At 73.2% G+C, this 14,916-nt stretch carries 14 protein-coding genes and 1 pseudogene; 6 read left to right on the top strand and 9 right to left on the bottom strand.

Going from position 1 to position 14,916, the window contains the following annotated elements; translation table 11 throughout:
• Positions 1-73: 73 nt before the first annotated feature.
• Complete coding sequence (locus IE326_RS23490) at positions 74-694, top strand: TetR/AcrR family transcriptional regulator (protein ID WP_190042899.1); 621 nt, start codon at positions 74-76, stop codon at positions 692-694.
• Between the two features lie 128 nt (positions 695-822).
• A complete protein-coding gene (locus tag IE326_RS23485; RefSeq protein ID WP_229915585.1) occupies positions 823-2,148 on the top strand; it encodes an FAD-dependent monooxygenase in 1,326 nt (441 codons plus the stop codon).
• 60 nt (positions 2,149-2,208) lie between these two features.
• Here IE326_RS23485 and IE326_RS23480 read toward each other — a convergent pair whose 3' ends face one another.
• Positions 2,209-2,484: a hypothetical protein gene (locus IE326_RS23480; protein WP_190042898.1), complete on the bottom strand. Its 276-nt coding sequence runs from the start codon at positions 2,482-2,484 to the stop codon at positions 2,209-2,211.
• 205 nt (positions 2,485-2,689) lie between these two features.
• Here IE326_RS23480 and IE326_RS23475 point away from each other — a divergent pair, with 205 nt between their 5' ends.
• The gene (locus IE326_RS23475; RefSeq protein ID WP_150226705.1) at positions 2,690-2,989 is read left to right on the top strand and encodes a DUF1876 domain-containing protein; all 300 of its coding nucleotides are present in this window, start codon (positions 2,690-2,692) and stop codon (positions 2,987-2,989) included.
• Between the two features lie 144 nt (positions 2,990-3,133).
• On the opposite strand, the gene IE326_RS23470 is transcribed toward IE326_RS23475, so the two are convergent.
• Positions 3,134-3,811, bottom strand: coding sequence for a CBS domain-containing protein (locus IE326_RS23470; protein WP_150226704.1), 678 nt, complete (start codon positions 3,809-3,811; stop codon positions 3,134-3,136).
• A 177-nt stretch (positions 3,812-3,988) separates the two neighbouring features.
• Between IE326_RS23470 and IE326_RS23465 the strand changes: the two genes are divergently transcribed.
• Positions 3,989-5,260 carry a YncE family protein gene (locus tag IE326_RS23465; RefSeq protein ID WP_190042897.1) on the top strand — a complete coding sequence of 424 codons (1,272 nt, stop codon included), beginning with the start codon at positions 3,989-3,991 and terminating at the stop codon, positions 5,258-5,260.
• 69 nt (positions 5,261-5,329) lie between these two features.
• Here IE326_RS23465 and IE326_RS23460 read toward each other — a convergent pair whose 3' ends face one another.
• The 5 genes and pseudogenes from IE326_RS23460 to IE326_RS23445 all read right to left on the bottom strand — a co-directional run bounded on the left by IE326_RS23460 (position 5,330) and on the right by IE326_RS23445 (position 10,843).
• Positions 5,330-7,405: a galactose-binding domain-containing protein gene (locus IE326_RS23460; protein WP_190042896.1), complete on the bottom strand. Its 2,076-nt coding sequence runs from the start codon at positions 7,403-7,405 to the stop codon at positions 5,330-5,332.
• Positions 7,406-7,550: 145 nt separating this feature from the next.
• Positions 7,551-8,144 carry a TetR/AcrR family transcriptional regulator gene (locus IE326_RS23455; RefSeq protein WP_190042895.1) on the bottom strand — a complete coding sequence of 198 codons (594 nt, stop codon included), beginning with the start codon at positions 8,142-8,144 and terminating at the stop codon, positions 7,551-7,553.
• A 283-nt stretch (positions 8,145-8,427) separates the two neighbouring features.
• A pseudogene (locus IE326_RS40935) lies at positions 8,428-8,894 on the bottom strand (transposase family protein); the annotation flags it as partial.
• Positions 8,895-8,910: 16 nt separating this feature from the next.
• Entirely contained in the window at positions 8,911-9,585 is a 675-nt protein-coding gene (locus IE326_RS23450; RefSeq protein ID WP_190042894.1) for a GntR family transcriptional regulator, read from the bottom strand.
• Between the two features lie 73 nt (positions 9,586-9,658).
• Positions 9,659-10,843 carry a CaiB/BaiF CoA transferase family protein gene (locus tag IE326_RS23445; protein ID WP_190042893.1) on the bottom strand — a complete coding sequence of 395 codons (1,185 nt, stop codon included), beginning with the start codon at positions 10,841-10,843 and terminating at the stop codon, positions 9,659-9,661.
• A gap of 250 nt (positions 10,844-11,093) precedes the next feature.
• Between IE326_RS23445 and IE326_RS23440 the strand changes: the two genes are divergently transcribed.
• Positions 11,094-12,287, top strand: a complete 1,194-nt coding sequence (locus tag IE326_RS23440) for an acyl-CoA dehydrogenase family protein (protein ID WP_190042892.1) — start codon at positions 11,094-11,096, stop codon at positions 12,285-12,287.
• Positions 12,288-12,368: 81 nt separating this feature from the next.
• Here the strand turns inward: IE326_RS23440 and IE326_RS23435 are convergent, their stop codons facing one another.
• Entirely contained in the window at positions 12,369-12,872 is a 504-nt protein-coding gene (locus IE326_RS23435) for an FBP domain-containing protein (RefSeq protein ID WP_150226698.1), read from the bottom strand.
• An 85-nt stretch (positions 12,873-12,957) separates the two neighbouring features.
• Positions 12,958-14,427: a MocR-like transcription factor YczR gene (gene yczR / locus IE326_RS23430; protein ID WP_150226697.1), complete on the bottom strand. Its 1,470-nt coding sequence runs from the start codon at positions 14,425-14,427 to the stop codon at positions 12,958-12,960.
• Positions 14,428-14,582: 155 nt separating this feature from the next.
• On the opposite strand from yczR, the gene IE326_RS23425 reads away from it, so the two are divergent.
• The gene (locus tag IE326_RS23425) at positions 14,583-14,774 is read left to right on the top strand and encodes a hypothetical protein (protein ID WP_150226696.1); all 192 of its coding nucleotides are present in this window, start codon (positions 14,583-14,585) and stop codon (positions 14,772-14,774) included.
• Positions 14,775-14,916 lie beyond the last annotated feature (142 nt).

The following is a 14,916-nucleotide window of genomic DNA, read 5'->3' as shown; positions in this document are numbered from 1 at the left end:
CCCTGGTTGACGCGTGTCTACTTAGCTTCAACCTAGTCCCCCTTGGTAGACACATGTCAAGTAGCCTGGACGTGTGCCCCCTCGCCGACGTCTGACCCCCGCCGACCGCCGTGCCCAACTGCTCGCCGTCGGCGCCCGGCTCTTCTCCGCCGCCCCCTACGACGACGTGCTGATGGAGGACGTCGCCCGGCAGGCCGGAGTCTCCCGCGCCCTGCTCTACCGGCACTTCCCGAGCAAGCACGCCCTCTTCGCGGCGGTCTACCAGGAGGCGGCCGACCGGCTGCTGGAGGCCACCACGTTCGACCCCGGCGCCACGCTCGTCGAGCAGCTCGCCCAGGGACTGGACGCCCACCTCGACTACTTCATCGCCCACCGCCACGCCGTCCTCGCCGCCAACCGGGTGCTGGCGGGCGACCCCGTCGTCCGGACGATCATGACGGACGAACTCGACGCCCTGCGCTCACGCCTGCTCGGCGTGCTCCCGCTCGCCGACCCCCGCACGCGCGCCGCCGTCTCCGGGGCGCTGAAGGCCTGGCTCGTGTTCGTCCAGGTCCTGTGCGTGGACTGGCTCACGCAGGAGACCTGCACCCGCACCGAACTGCGGGACACCTGCATCGGCGCGGCGGTCGGCGCCCTGCGCCCCCTGCTGCCCCAGGACCCCGCCCCGAACTGGCCGCCTGCCCCGCCCGCCTGAAGCGCCTCGGTCGGCGAGACCGGACGCGGGCCCGCGGCACCGGCCCCCAGGAGGCTTCCGGGGCGGGGTAGTGTCCTCGGATCAACAGCGCGCAAGGGATCGGCCGTTGTGCTGAGGTGGGGGTTCATGTGAAGCGGGCCGTCGTCATGGGCGGAAGCTACGGGGGGCTGTTCGCCGCCCGTGTGCTGAGCGACCACTTCGAGGACGTCGTGGTGGTGGAGCCCGACGTCATCGGGGACGACGGGCTCGGGCGACGCGTCCCCCAACGGCATCAGCTGCACGCCCTGTTGTCCATGGGCCACACGCAGCTGGAGCGGTGGTTCCCGGGGATCACCGGCGAACTGGTCGAGGCCGGCGCCCGGCTCGGTGAGGGCGACGACGTGCAGTTCTACCTGGACGGCCGTCTGAAGGCTCCGGTGGCGGGGGCACGCATGCTCGGCGCCACCAGGCCGTTCCTGGAGAGCCGGTTGCGGCGCCGGGTCGCCGCGGTCGAGGGCGTACGGTTCAGCCGGGCGCAGGCCACCGACCTCGTACTCCGGGAGGGCCGGGTGGTCGGCGTGACCACCACGGTGCCCGGGACCGACGGCCGGACCGGGGAGGGCGAGACGCTCGACGCCGAGTTCGTCGTCGACGCGATGGGACGGAACAGCCCGCTCGAGGACTGGCTCGTCCGGCACGGCTGGAGCAAGGCGCCCGTCGACCGCATGCGGGTCGACCTCGGTTACGCCACGGCCGCGTTCCGCCGGGGCGACGAGCTGGGCAGCACCGTCATCGCCCACTCCAGCCCGGGGCCTGCCGGCGACTACCGGCCCACGCTGACCGAACCGGGTGCCCTGGCGGCGGTGGAGGGAGACCGCTGGTCGGTCGTCCTGGCCGGTTACGCCGATCACCGTCCCGGGTCGGATCGCGAGGAGTTCCTCCGCAGGATGCGCCGCTGCGTCGCCCCGATCAGGACGGTCGCCGAGGGCTGCGAGATGCTCGGCGAGGTCAGGACGTACCGGTTCGTCGAGAGCCGCCGCCGGGTGCACTCCCGCCTGAGCCGGTTTCCCGGCGGCCTCGCCGTCGTCGGGGACGCGCTGGCGAGCGTGAACCCCGTCTACGGCCAGGGCCTGACACTGGCGGCGCTCCAGGCCAACGCCCTCGGCGCCTACCTGCGCTCCACCTCTTCGCCGCGGGTTCCCTCCTGGGACTACTTCCGGCTCGCCGAAGCCGTCGTGGACGGCGCCTGGCAGCTTTCCACGGCCGCCGATCTCGCGCAGCCCCACGTGACGGGCCCCTACCCCCGTGGCTACCGTGCGCAGAAGTGGGTCGCGGACCGGCTCACCGAGGCGTCCGTCCGTGATGCCGAGGTGAACGCCCGGTACATGAGGGTCGTGAACATGGAACTGCCGCCGAAGGCCCTGACCGACGTCCGGTTCCTCGCCCGCGCCGCTCGCGTGCTGCTCAGCGGCTGAGACCGTGTCCTCGGCGGCCGGGCCGACGGAGCGCTCGCAGGGCGATCCGAAGGGAACGGCCTAGAGGACCGGGTCCGTGTCCCGGCCGTCGCCGTCTTGAGGGGTGCGGTGGTGGTGGGAGGGTGGGGCGGGGTGCCGTTCCAGGAGGGCGTCCAGGCGGGCGAGGCCCGTCGCGGTGCCCATCAGGAGCAGGGCCGTCGCCGCGAGTCCGATGCCGACGTGTGCGCCCCGCTCGGTGAGGAGCACCCCGGCGCCCAGGCCGACGGGGACCCCGAGTCCCGCGAGGGCGACCTGGAGCCATTCCAGGCGTCTGCGTGTGCCGAACCGGCCGGGCATGCGGTCTCCCTCAGTGCTCCGTCCCCGTCTCCGTTCCGGGGTGGTGCCCGCCGCCCCGGTGTGGAACACCCGCTTCCACGGCCCGGCCGCCGGTCCCCGTGCGCTCCAGGCCGGGCGGGCGGATCCTGGAAGGGAGGGGGAGCAGCGCCCCGGGCGTCGTGCGTACGGCACCGGCGGCGCCGTACGGCGTGCGAGGAGGCAGACCATGACGCGGACCCTGGAGTGGAAGGTCGGCCTGGAACTGGTCGAGGAGGCGGGCCGCACCGAGGCGGAGGCCCGGCTGGAGACGGGGACGGCGACCTGGACCGGACACGGTTCGGCCCGCCGCAACCCGGCCGACACGGACGTGCCGGCGATCGGCGACGAGCTGGCCGCGAGCCGGGCCATGAGGGACCTGGCGGGCAAGCTCATGCGGGAGGCCGACCGGGAGATCGAGGCGGCGGGCGCCGGTACCGTACCCTCCCGCACCGGCCCCGGGTACGGCTGGCCGGAGGCGGTCTCCTGAGGGCCGGATCCGGGAGCGGAGACCCGACCGGAGCCAGGACCGAAGTCAGGCCCAGGAGCTGCATCGGGACCGGGACCGAAGTCAGGCCCGGAACCGGAACCAGGCCCAGGACCAGGCCGGCGTACGAGGAGCCCGCCGCGCGCCCTACCGCGGCGGCTCCCCCGCTTCCTCGGGCTGCCCGGCCCGCCCCGCCTCCCCGGCTTGTCCGGTCACCCCGGCTTCCCCCGCCTCCTCCGGTGTCTCCACGACCAGGTGGTCGACGACCTCGACCACTCCGTCGACGGACTCGCAGAGGCGGACCAGGAGCGGGCCGAGGTCCTTGCGGTGGAGGGTGCCGCTGAGGGTGACGCGGCCCTCGTCGACGTCGATGTGGACGGCCGCGGGGGAGAGGCCGAGGATGCGCATGACGACGTCCTCGCGGATCTCCTCCTGGATCGAGCGGTCCCGGCGCAGGAAGAGCTGGAGCAGGTCGCTGCGGCTGAGCACGCCGATGAGCCGTCCGCCGGCGTCCACGACCGGCAGCCGTTTGACGTGGTGCCGCTCCATGAGCCGGGCCGCCTCCATGGCGGTCCAGGAGGGGCGGGCGGTGTGCACGGGGCTGGACATCATCGCCTCGGCGGTGCTGGGGCCGTCCTTGGTGGTGTGCCGGCGCAGCAGGTCCGCCTCGGAGACCACGCCCACCGGCCGGTCCTCCTCGTCGACCACCGGCACCGCCGTGATGCCGTACTCGTCGAGGAGCCGCGCGATCTCCTTGAACGACGTCCCGCGCTGGACCGCGACCGCCGTGGGGGTCATCAGGTCCGCGACACTGCGGTGCCTCATCGTCCGTTCCGTCCCTTCTGCGGGTGATGGTTCCATGATCCCGCATCCGCCGGGGGCGGGGCCAGGGAGGGGTGGGGGAGAAGGGGCGCGGGAGACGTCTTGTGGGTGCGCCGGGTCCGTGGTTACCTGCGGGTTACCTCCGGTAAGTCGCTCTCCCCACACGGAAGAAGGCGCCCCATGCCCTCGGCTCGTACGACCCGGACCCGCCGTCTCGCGGTCGCCCTCGCCGCCTCCCTCACGGCCTCCCTCTCCCTGCTCGCCCCCGCCGTCGCCGCACCCCCGCCCGCCGCGCCCGCCGCCGGACCCCTGCGCGAGGTCATGTTCGTCGGCAACAACTGGGACGGCACCGCCGATGTCATCGCCGCCCGCGGCGACTTCCACCGCGTCGGCCGGGTGAACGTCATCCCGGACAAGGCGGAACGCCTGCGCGAGATCCACCTCGACCCCGTCAAGCTCGCCTTCTTCCTCGGCGTCCGCACGGGTCCGGGCGAGGGCCACGACCAGTTCGTGGACGACATGTACGCCACCCCGGACGGCGCCGCCATGGTCGTCTCCCGCCCCAGCTTCGCCGACGTCGTCTCCCTCGACCTGCGCACCGGGAAGGTCAACTGGCGCTTCCCGGTGGCCGGTTACCGCTCCGACCACATGGCCGTCTCGCCGGACGGCACCCGCGTCGCCGTCTCCGCCTCCACCGCGAACACCGTGCACGTCCTCGACATCGCCACCGGCCGGCAGCTCGGCTCCTTCAAGACCGGCGACAAGCCCCACGAGAACGTCTTCACCTCCGACGGCCGGCTCTGGAACATGTCCATCGGCGAGGTCACCACCGCCCTCGACGCGCCCTGGCTCGACTGGACCAAGGGCGACCGGAAGATCACCGTCGTGGACGCGGCCACCTTCGAGACCGTCCGCGTGATCGACATGCGCTCCCGGCTCGACGCCTTCGGCCGCGACGACCTCTCCGACGCCGTCCGGCCCCTCGTCCTCACCCCCGACGAGAAGAAGCTCTACTTCCAGGTCTCCTTCCTCAACGGCTTCCTGGAGTACGACGTCGAGAGCGACCGCATCACCCGCCTCAAGACCCTGCCGGGCAGCCCCGACACCGACCCCGACCGCACCACCTGGGTCAACGACTCGCGCCACCACGGCCTTTCGATCAGCCCCGACGGTGCGAAGCTCTGTGTCGCCGGCACGATGGACGACTACGCCACCGTCGTCGACCGCGCCACCCTGGAGCAGGGTCCGCTGGTGCCCGCCGACAAGCCCTACTGGGCCACCGTGAGCGGCGACGGCACCGCCTGCGTCGTCTCCGAGAGCGGCGCCGACCGGGTCACCGCCATCGACTTCGCCACCGGCGAGCGGGTCGCCTCGGTTGCCGTGGGGGACCACCCCCAGCGCGTCAGGCTCGCCCGCGTACCCGCCGACTGGACTTCCCCCGGCGCGAACTGACGTCGCGTCGGACACGAGGAGGGGCCGGCCGGATCGCCTTCGACCCGGCCGGCCCCTCCCGTCACCCGCTCAGGCGCGGGTGACCGTCACCTCGTGGAGCGAGTAGCCCCACTGCGTGGCCCGCCGCTCCCCGTGGATCCGTACGTACCGGGCGGAGGCGGAGGCGAACTCGGCCGTGTCGTAGCCGCCGTCCCCCGCCTCCGTCGACCAGACCGTACGCCAGGCCGCGCCGTCCTCGGAGACCTCGATCCGGTACTGGCGGGCGTAGGCCCGCTCCCAGTCCAGGGTGACCCGGCCGACCCGCCGCACCTCGCCCAGGTCCACCCGGAGCCACTGGTCGTCCGACCAGTCGCTGGCCCAGCGGGTGCCGGTGTCGCCGTCGAAGGCACGCCCGGGGGCATAACTGGTGAAGGGGTTCCACTCGGCGGAACTGGCCGAAGCGGGCCTGCCCGAAGCCAGGTTCACGCCCGGCTCGTGCCGCTCGGTCGCCCGCCAGGTCCGCAGGTAGGACTCGGCGCCGAGCGCCAGGTCGCCGATGACGTCCGGGCCGCCCGGGGTGAGCCGGATCTGCTCGATCCAGTCCGGCACGAGCCCGGCGTGCGCGGCGCCGTCCTTGTTGAGGTCCCAGATCCGCTCGCCGGTCACCTGCCGGTCGAGGACGGTGCCGCCGTCGAAGCTGCGGTACGGGTACGTCACCGCGTTCGGCGCGTCCTCACCGACCGGACCGGGCCAGCCGCCGACGCCGTTCATGTCCGTGCCGTAGCCGAGGCCGACGCCGTACTTCTCGCGCAGCTCGGCCCGGCCGTTCGCCTCGCCGATGAAGCCCGCGGCGGCGTGCATGTACGGAGCGGTGAACCCGCCCAGCTTGTAGAGCCGTTCGGTCCAGTCGAGGTCCATCCAGCTGTGGGTGGACAGCACGCCCGGGTACTCCTCCGCCTCCAGCACGTCCAGCGCCCGTCCGGCCGCCTTCACGCTCATGTGGTCGAGCTCCAGCATCATGCCCCGGTCGATCATGCCCCGCAGGGCGTACTCGCCGAGCCGGGTCAGACCGCGGGTGTTGCAGCGGGCGTCGGAGGCGTAACCCGGCACGCTCACCCCGGCCGGCAGCTTCGCCGCCATCCCGGCCGGCGCGACGAGGCCGATCGGGTTGTCCTCCTGCGGGCCCGTGCACCGCTCGGTCGACCAGAAGGTGCCGGTGGACAGGAACTGGCCGATGTTCACCGCCACGCCGGTCGTCCCGCTGTCGAAGCGGACGCCGCACAGCGCGTTGTCGAACTTGTGGCACAGGAACATGCTGCGCACGCCCAACCGGTACAGCTCGTCCAGGCCGCGGTCGATGTCGGCCTTGTCGCACTGCGCCACGTCGAGGATCTGCTTGCAGCCGAACGGCTCCGAGGTCTCCACGCCGAGGACGACGGCGAGCTTGCCCTGCTCGACCACCGACCGGGCCTGGTCGGCGCTGGTCACGATGCGGAACCAGCCCTTGCCGGGGCCGCCGTACATCGTGTCGACGTAGTCCTGCATCTCGTAGGTCTTGCGGGCCTCCAGACGGATGGCCTCCATCTCGTCGCAGCCCCGGTCCCGCGGCATGATCGAGCACAGCAGGCCGTTGGAGACCAGGTCGTTGACGAGCACGCGCTGACCGCCGCGCCAGGCCCGCTCCAGCCAGGCGTAGTAGTTCTGCTGGTGCGTCAGCGAGTCGTGGGCCGGCCAGTCCGCGAAGGTGGGCCAGCCGTCGGGGTCGTGCTTGCCGTTCGCGCCGCCGGTCAGGTTCTCGAAGAGCGCGCCGGAACCGTCCGGGTAGTGCTCCGGACAGTCCTTCAGGGCGTCGGTCACGCCCGCCGGGGAGAACGGCTTGCCGCAGATCAGCCGGCCGCCGAAGCCCTCGTTCGACATCACGTGGTTGTGCGCGTCGACGAAACCGCGCACCCGGCCCTGGGCATCGGTGCCGGTGAACGGCGCTCCCGTCGCGTTGACCTGCGAATCGGTCGCCGGCCGGGCGGTCGGCTCCCACCAGGGGGAGTCCGCCGCCGGGACGGGGGACGCGCCGAAGAGCACGGCCGCCAGGGCGAGGAGGAGGGACACGAGGCCGAAGCCGCGTGTCCGGGAGAAGGAGGAGTTCTTCCTCGTGGTGCGCGGAGTCATGGTCGTGGGGCCTCCGGACGATGGGGGTGTACCGGGCGCCCCGAGGATCGCGGTGCCGGAGGACTGAGTCAAGAGTCCAGGACAAACGACCTGTTGACGATTTCGAAAGCCTGCTGCGGCTCCGTGCAAGCAATGTGACGGACTGTCAGCCTTCGATGAGGAGAACGAGCTGATCAGCCGTCAATTCCAGCTGCTCCTCAGCCGCCCGCTCGTCCCGGAGCACCAGGTACTGGAGCGTCATCCCGTCCACGGCGGCCGCCAGGTGGCGGGCCAGCGTCCGCACCGGAACCTTCGGCTCCACGCCGAGCGCCGCCGCGACCTGCTCCACCAGCGCCGTCGCCGACCGCACGTACTGCTCGTACTGCGCACGCGCCAGGTGCTCGAACCCGGGCTCGCGCAGCGCGTACTGGGTGAGGTCGTACGTGAGCATGTGCGCGTCCGGGTGGCCCGTCACGTCCTCCCAGTACGTCCGCAGCGCCGCCCGCACCGTCTCGCGCAGCGTCCCCCGCGGCTCGACCGCCTTCATCACCCGTGCCACGTAGTCGCCGATGATCGTCTCGATGGCGGCTTCGAGGAGGGCCTGCTTGGAGTCGAAGCAGTAGTGGAAGACGCTCAGCGAGACCCCCGCCTCGGCGCAGATCGACCGGGTGGTGGTCTTCGCCACCCCGTCCCGGGCCATCGCCCTGATCGACGCCTCGACCAGCTGCCGGCGTCGCTCCGCCGACGGCATCCGCCCCATGCTTCCTCCTCGGGTCCGGGCGTCAGGGTAACCGCAGCCCTCCGCACACCGGGCGGCACACCTCCCCGCCGGGCGTCCCCGCGCCCCGACCGTTGCGCCTCGCTGCCGCGCCGGGCGTGCCGGTGGCCCGGGAGCAGAACTTGTGCGGTGCTGGAAGCCCACGGGAGAGCGCCTTCGGCGTCGGCCGGTACGTCCGCGTCGAGCTCCGCGCGCTTGCGTCCGATGGCCTCGTCGAACTCCGGGGTGTCCATCCACAGGCTCATGTCGTCCACGTACTCGGGTTCCTCGACGAGGAGAGCCGCTGTGAGGACTCGGCACCTCTGCGGGCGATGGGGTGCCAGATCCCCCGCCGGTGGAGTCATCGACGCAGACGCTCGTAGTCGTAACCCTTGTCCGTATGCGGCTTCGCCGGCCTCCGGCGCTGGGGCCCGCGGTGCGACCGGATGGGCGGGATGCCGCGCACGAGCGGCTCCAGCCCCTGGCTGTCCTGCGTGTCCGCGCCGGAGTCGCCCGGGGACAGCGGCAGTCCGTTCCGGTCGGTGGTCAGGCGGGTCTTCGAGCCTGAGCTGTCGCGACCGGTCGGGTGCGGCCCGGTCGGTGGCCTCCTTCTGCGGCCCGCGGGCTGACCGGGTCGATCGCGCACCGCGACCGATCCGGCTCGCTTCGCGCTCCGAGTCCGTCGAGGACCACACGGTGGAGCCGGGCGCGGACCCGGTCCCGGCTCCACCGGGCGAACCGGCAGTAGGAGGTGCGCCGTGGACGGTCTTCAGCGCGCCTCGGGGGCCAGGACCCGCTGGAGGGCCGCCACCGCGTGGGCGCGGTGGTCGTCCAGCCAGTGGAGGACGCAGTGGGCGTCGCGGTCGCGGAGTGCGGAGAGGACGGCGCGGTGTTCGTGGACCGCTTGGGCGCGGTGGTCGGGGTCGGTGTAGTAGAGGGAGCGGTAGGCGTCGGTGGCGTCCCAGAGGGTGGTGATCATGCGGACGAGGCGGGGCATGCCGCAGGCGTCGATGAGCGTGAAGTGGAAGCGGCGGTTGGCCTCGGCCATGGCCGGCACGTCGCCCGCCAGCGCGGCTTCCTCGACCTCGTCCTGGATGGCGGCGAGGGTGTCGCAGAGGTCGTCCGGGTCGGCGTCCATGGCCTGGAGGACGGCCTCGGTCTCCAGGAGGGCGCGGATCCGGTAGATCTCCTCCAGGTCGGCCAGGGACAGTTCGGCGACGAAGTAGCCGCGGTGGACGTGGTGGACGACCAGGCCCTCGGCCTCCAGCGCCTTCAGCGCCTCCCGGAGGGGGACCCGGCTCACTTCGAGCCGGGCGGCGAGCGCGTCCTGCCGGATGGGCGCGCCGGGGCGCAGTTCGCCGCCGGTGATGGCGCGCCGCAGTTCCTCCAGGACGAACTGCTGGGCTGTTTGGGGCCGTCGCCTCTCCACCGCGCCGCCGCTCATCGATCCGACCTTCCGCCGCCGTTGCTCGTACACCGGGGGCCTTCGCCGCCGGTGCCCGTCATCTTCCTACGGATCACAGACCCGCGTTCGAGTTGTCCACAGGGGGTGTTTCGGCCAACACCTCGGCGGTGTGTTCGCCCAGTCGCGGGGGAGCGGAGCGGTACGAGGGAGGGGTGGCGCCGAAGCGGACCGGGTGCGCGACCTGGCCGGGACCCGTCGCCTCCTCGGGGACCCGGGTGCCGAGCCCGAGCCGGTCGGCGAGGGCGAACGCGCCCGCCAGGTCGTTGATCGGGCCGCAGGGCACTCCGGCGGCGGTCAGTTCCCCGAACCAGGCGTCGGCGGTGCGGGCGGCGAGCGGCCCGGCGAGCGCCACCGCCAGTTCCTCGCGGTGGGCGACCCGGGCCGTGTTGGTGGCGAAGCGGACGTCGTCGGCCAGCCCGGGGAGGCCGAGCCGCTCGCACAGGGTCCGGAACTGCCGGTCGGTGCCGACCGCCAGGACCAGCGGCCGGTCCGCCGCCTCGAAGACCTCGTACGGGGTGATGCTCGGGTGCCGGTTGCCCATCGCGCGCGGCACGACCCCGGCGCCGAGGTGCGCGGCGGCCTGGTTGGTGAGGGCGGAGAGCAGCGAGCCGAGCAGCGACACCTCGACGCGCTGGCCCTCACCGGTCCTTTCCCGGTGGCGCAGGGCGGCGAGGACGCCGAGCCCGGCGTGCAGGCCGGTGATGACGTCGACGAGGGCCACCCCCGCCTTCGTCCCCGTCCCGCCCGGCTCGCCCGTGACGCTCATCAGGCCCCCCACGGCCTGGACGAGCAGGTCGTAGCCGGGCAGCGAGGCGCCCCCGTCGGTGCCGAAGCCGGTCACCGAGCAGTAGACGAGGCCGGGGTTGGTGCGGCGGACCTCCTCGAAGCCGAGGCCCAGCCGTTCCATCGTGCCGGGGCGGAAGTTCTCCACCAGGACGTCGGCCCGGTCGACGATCGCCCGTGCCGCCGCCCGGCCCTCCGGGTCGGTCAGGTCGAGGGCGACGGACCGCTTGTTGCGGTTGACCCCCAGGAAGTACGTGGCCTGTCCGTCCGCGAACGGCGGCCCCCAGGCGCGGGTGTCGTCCCCGCCGTCCGGCCGTTCGATCTTGATGACGTCGGCGCCGAGGTCGGCCAAGAGCATCGTCATGTACGGCCCGGCGAGGACCCGCCCGAAGTCGGCGACGACGATGCCGGAGAGGGCGCCGGGGCCGGCCTCGTGGGGGTGGTCCGTGTGCATGCGGCGCTCCCTTGGTGGCGGCCCCGGGGAGGGGATCCGACGGACTGGATCCAGCAGATTGGATCCAAGAGAAAGGATCCGATCGAAGGGATCCCCTGGGCGGGATCCATGAGATTGGAGATTGGATCCAATCGGGACCGTAGGACCCGGAGGTCGGATTTTCAATACTGGATCCAAAATCCAATCTGCCGCTACGCTTCGCCACGCCACGCCGAGCACGACCCTCGCCCCAGCCGCCAGGAGGCCGCCCGTGAAGTCCTCGCCGTCCACCCCCGCCCACCCCACCCACCCCCTCGCCCTCCTCGCCGTCGACGGCCTGCTGAGCGACGAGGAGCGCGCGATCCGCGACACCGTCCGCGCCGCCGCAGACCGGGAGCTGCGCCCGCACGTCGCGGGCTGGTTCGAGGCGGGGGAGATCCCGGCGCGCGAACTCGCCCGTACGCTCGGCGGTCTCGGTGTGCTCGGCATGCACCTGGAGGGTTACGGCTGCGCGGGCACCAGCGCGGTGGCGTACGGCCTGGCCTGCATGGAGCTGGAGGCGGTCGACTCGGGGCTGCGCTCGCTCGTCTCGGTGCAGGGTTCGCTCGCGATGTACGCGATCTGGAAGCACGGCTCCGAGGAGCAGAAGCAGCGGTGGCTGCCGAAGATGGCGGCCGGCGAGTACATCGGCTGTTTCGGCCTCACGGAGCCCGACGCGGGCTCGGACCCCGGCGCCATGCGGACGAACGCCAAGCGGGACGGCTCGGACTGGGTCCTCAACGGCACCAAGATGTGGATCACCAACGGTTCCGTCGCCGACGTCGCCGTGGTGTGGGCCCGCACCGAGGAGGGCGTCCGCGGCTTCCTCGTCCCGGCCGGCACCCCCGGCTTCAGCGCACCCGAGATCAAGATGAAGCTGTCGCTGCGGGCCAGCGTCACCGCCGAACTGGTCCTGGAGGACGTCCGGCTCCCCGCCGACGCGATGCTCCCCGGGGCCCGCGGCCTCTCCGGTCCGCTCGGCTGTCTCAACGAGGCCCGCTTCGGCATCGTCTTCGGCGCCCTCGGTGCCGCCCGCGACTGCCTGGAGACCGCGATCTCCTACGCGCGGGACCGGACCGTCTTCGCCCGTCCCCTCGCCTCGTACCAGCTCACGCAGCAGAAGCTCGCGGACATGTCCGTCGAACTCGGCAAGGGCATGCTGCTGGCGCTCCACCTCGGCCGCCTCAAGGACGCCGGCGAGCTCACCCCCGAGCAGATCAGCGTCGGCAAGCTCAACAACGTCCGCGAGGCCATCGCCGTCGCCCGCGAGTGCCGCACCATCCTCGGCGCCAACGGCATCACCCTGGAGTACCCGGTCCTCCGGCACGCCAACAACCTGGAGTCCGTCCTCACCTACGAGGGCACCAGCGAGGTCCACTCCCTCGTCATCGGAAAGGCGCTCACGGGCGAGCAGGCATTCCGCTGATCCGGGCCGCCGCGGGAAGCGGATGACGGAAAAGAGGAAGGGGACGATCCGACAGGACCGTCCCCTTCCCTCACGCCTCGGCTAACCGGCCGTCACGCGCGCGAGGAACCCGTCCAGGTTCGCCGTGGCGCGGGCCACCCGTTCCTCCACGGACAGGGTCTCGTCGTGCCGGACGCCCCGCAGCTTGGGGACGCGCTTCCCGCGCATGTAGAGGGAGCACGCCAGGTCGGAGCAGATGTAGATGCCGACCGTGTTGCCCTCCCGGCCGCGGGCGCCCGCCAGCGGGGCGGCCAGCAGGGTGACGCCCGACGAGGCGTGTCCGGTGAGGCAGATCTGGCACAGGCTCGTCTTCACCGCGCTGGTCCGGCCCGTCGCCGGCACCCGCAGGCTCACCCCCAGCGGGCCGTCCTCGCGGGGCACCACCAGATGGGCCCGCAGCGGCGCCCCCGGGTCCACCCAGCCCAGGAAGTCCAGGTGCTCCCAGGGCGTCTCGGCGAAGTCCAGGGGCAGCTTCAGCCGTGCGGCGTCGCCCTTCGTGGCGTTCACGAACGACGAACGGATCTCTTTCTCAGTCAACGGTTCCACTTGTCGGACCGTACAGGCATCCCCGCCGGCCGGGCATCCGGATATTTCATCCCGCCGCTCACTCCACCGCTCCTCCCCCCCCCGCTCAGGCCACCCACTCCGGAAGCGCCGGGTCCACGAACCGCCCCGGTGCCCCCTCCAGCGCCGCCGCCAGCCGTTCCGCCGCCGTCTCGTACACCTCCTCCGGCTGTGTGTACGGGATCCGCAGCCGGTGCTCGTGGGTCCCCGGGTCCACCCCGAAGCGGGCCCCGCCCTCCACCCGCACCCCGTGCCGCAGCGCCCGCGCCGCGAGCTGCGTCGCCACCGGGCGGCCCAGGTCGATCCACAGGCACATGCCGCCCGGCGGCACCGTCCACCGCCACTCCGGCAGGTGCCGGGCCAGCGCGGCGCCCAGTGCCTCCCGGTGCCGCCGCAGCTCCGCGAGGCGCGCGGCCACGATCGGATCCAGTCTCCGCATCAGGGAGACCGCCACCAGCTGGTCCAGCACGGAACCCGCGAGGTCGGCCGTGACCCGGGTCCGCGTCAGCTCGGTCACCACCCGCGCCGACGCCCGCACCCAGCCGACCCGCAGCCCGCCCCAGCAGCTCTTGCTCAGCGAGCCCACCGACAGGACCTGCTCCCCGCCGCCCGCCCCGGCCCCCGCCGCGAACGGCGCAGGGGCGGGCACGTCCAGCGCCATGTCCGTCAGCGTCTCGTCGACCACCAGCCAGGTCCCCGTGGCCCGCGCCGACCGCGCCAGCTCCCGGCCCTGCTCGCGCGGCATCAGCCGGCCCGTCGGGTTGTGGAAGTCCGGGATCAGATAGGCCAGCCGGGGCGCGGTCTGCCGCAGCGCCGCGTCCACCAGCCCGGTGTCCCAGCCGTGCTCCGTGACCGGCACCGGCGTCACCCGCATGCCCCGGTTCCGCATCGCGTCGAGGGCGTTGGTGTACGAGGGGTTCTCGGCCAGCACCCGGTCGCCCGGCCGCCCGAACTGCGCGAGCACCAGCGACAGCGCCTGCTGCGCCCCCGTCGTGACCAGGATCTGCTCGGGCCGGGTCGGCAGTCCCCGCGCGGTGTACCGCTCCGCCACCGCGGCCCGCAGCTCCGGCAGGCCGTACGGGTGGTAGCCCGGCGCCGACGCGTACCTCGGCAGCTCCGCCGCGGCCTCCGCCAGCGCCTCCGCGAGCTCGGCGCGCGGCCCGGACGGAGCGGCCAGCGCCAGGTCGATCACCTCGCCCGCCGGGTCCTGGGAGGGCCCGAGCGCGATCGGCACCTGCCCGTCCGGCAGCGCCGTCCACGTGCCCGCGCCCCGCCTGCTGTGCGCGTACCCGCTCTCCCGCAGCAGGTCGTACGCCCCCGTCACCGTCGTCCTGCTCACCTCCAGGACCTGCGCCAGCTCCCGCTCGGCGGGCAGCCGCAGCCGCAGCGCCACCCGCCCGTCGAGCAGCGCCTCCCGCACCGCCCGCGCCAGCTCGCGGTAGCCGAACCGGCCCTCCGGGGGCGGGGTGAGCAGCGAGGCGAGCTGACGGCCCGACAAGGTCCGGTCCGCGGTGTGGACCACACGGCCATCCGCCATGCCAATCACTCCTTATTGGCTCTGCTGCCTGGGCCAATAAGGGTACAGACTCCTTCTCAGTGGCCTGGTGGCGCGTCTTTCTGACGGGGACGGACCGCCGGGCCGCCCCGATCCGCGCACCGGTCCCCGGTCCGCGCCGCCGAGAGGAGCACTCCATGACCGCGCACTTCACCGACCGCGACGAGCGCCTCTGGCAGCGGCACGCGGAGGAGCGGGCCGCCCGGCCGCTGCCCGCGGGCACCTGGCTGCGGGCCCTGCGCGCCGCCCTGCGCCCCCACCGGCCCGCCGCCCGGGACGCGGTGGAGGGGCCGGGGCCTCAGATCGTGGTGGCCCGCACCACGTGCTGACGGCCGGGACCGGGGGCCGGCGCCGAGCCCGGGGAGGAACCGGAGACGGAGGGACCCAGCGGGGACAGGCCGGAGGAGGAAGAGGCCGACGCCGAACGCCCGTCGGCCCCGCCGCCGGTCGTCGTGCTCGTCGTGTCCGTCG

The organism is Streptomyces filamentosus (assembly GCF_014654895.1).
GTDB classification, from domain to species: Bacteria; Actinomycetota; Actinomycetes; order Streptomycetales; family Streptomycetaceae; genus Streptomyces; species Streptomyces filamentosus.
This window is presented reverse-complemented; position numbering and strand designations above follow the sequence as displayed.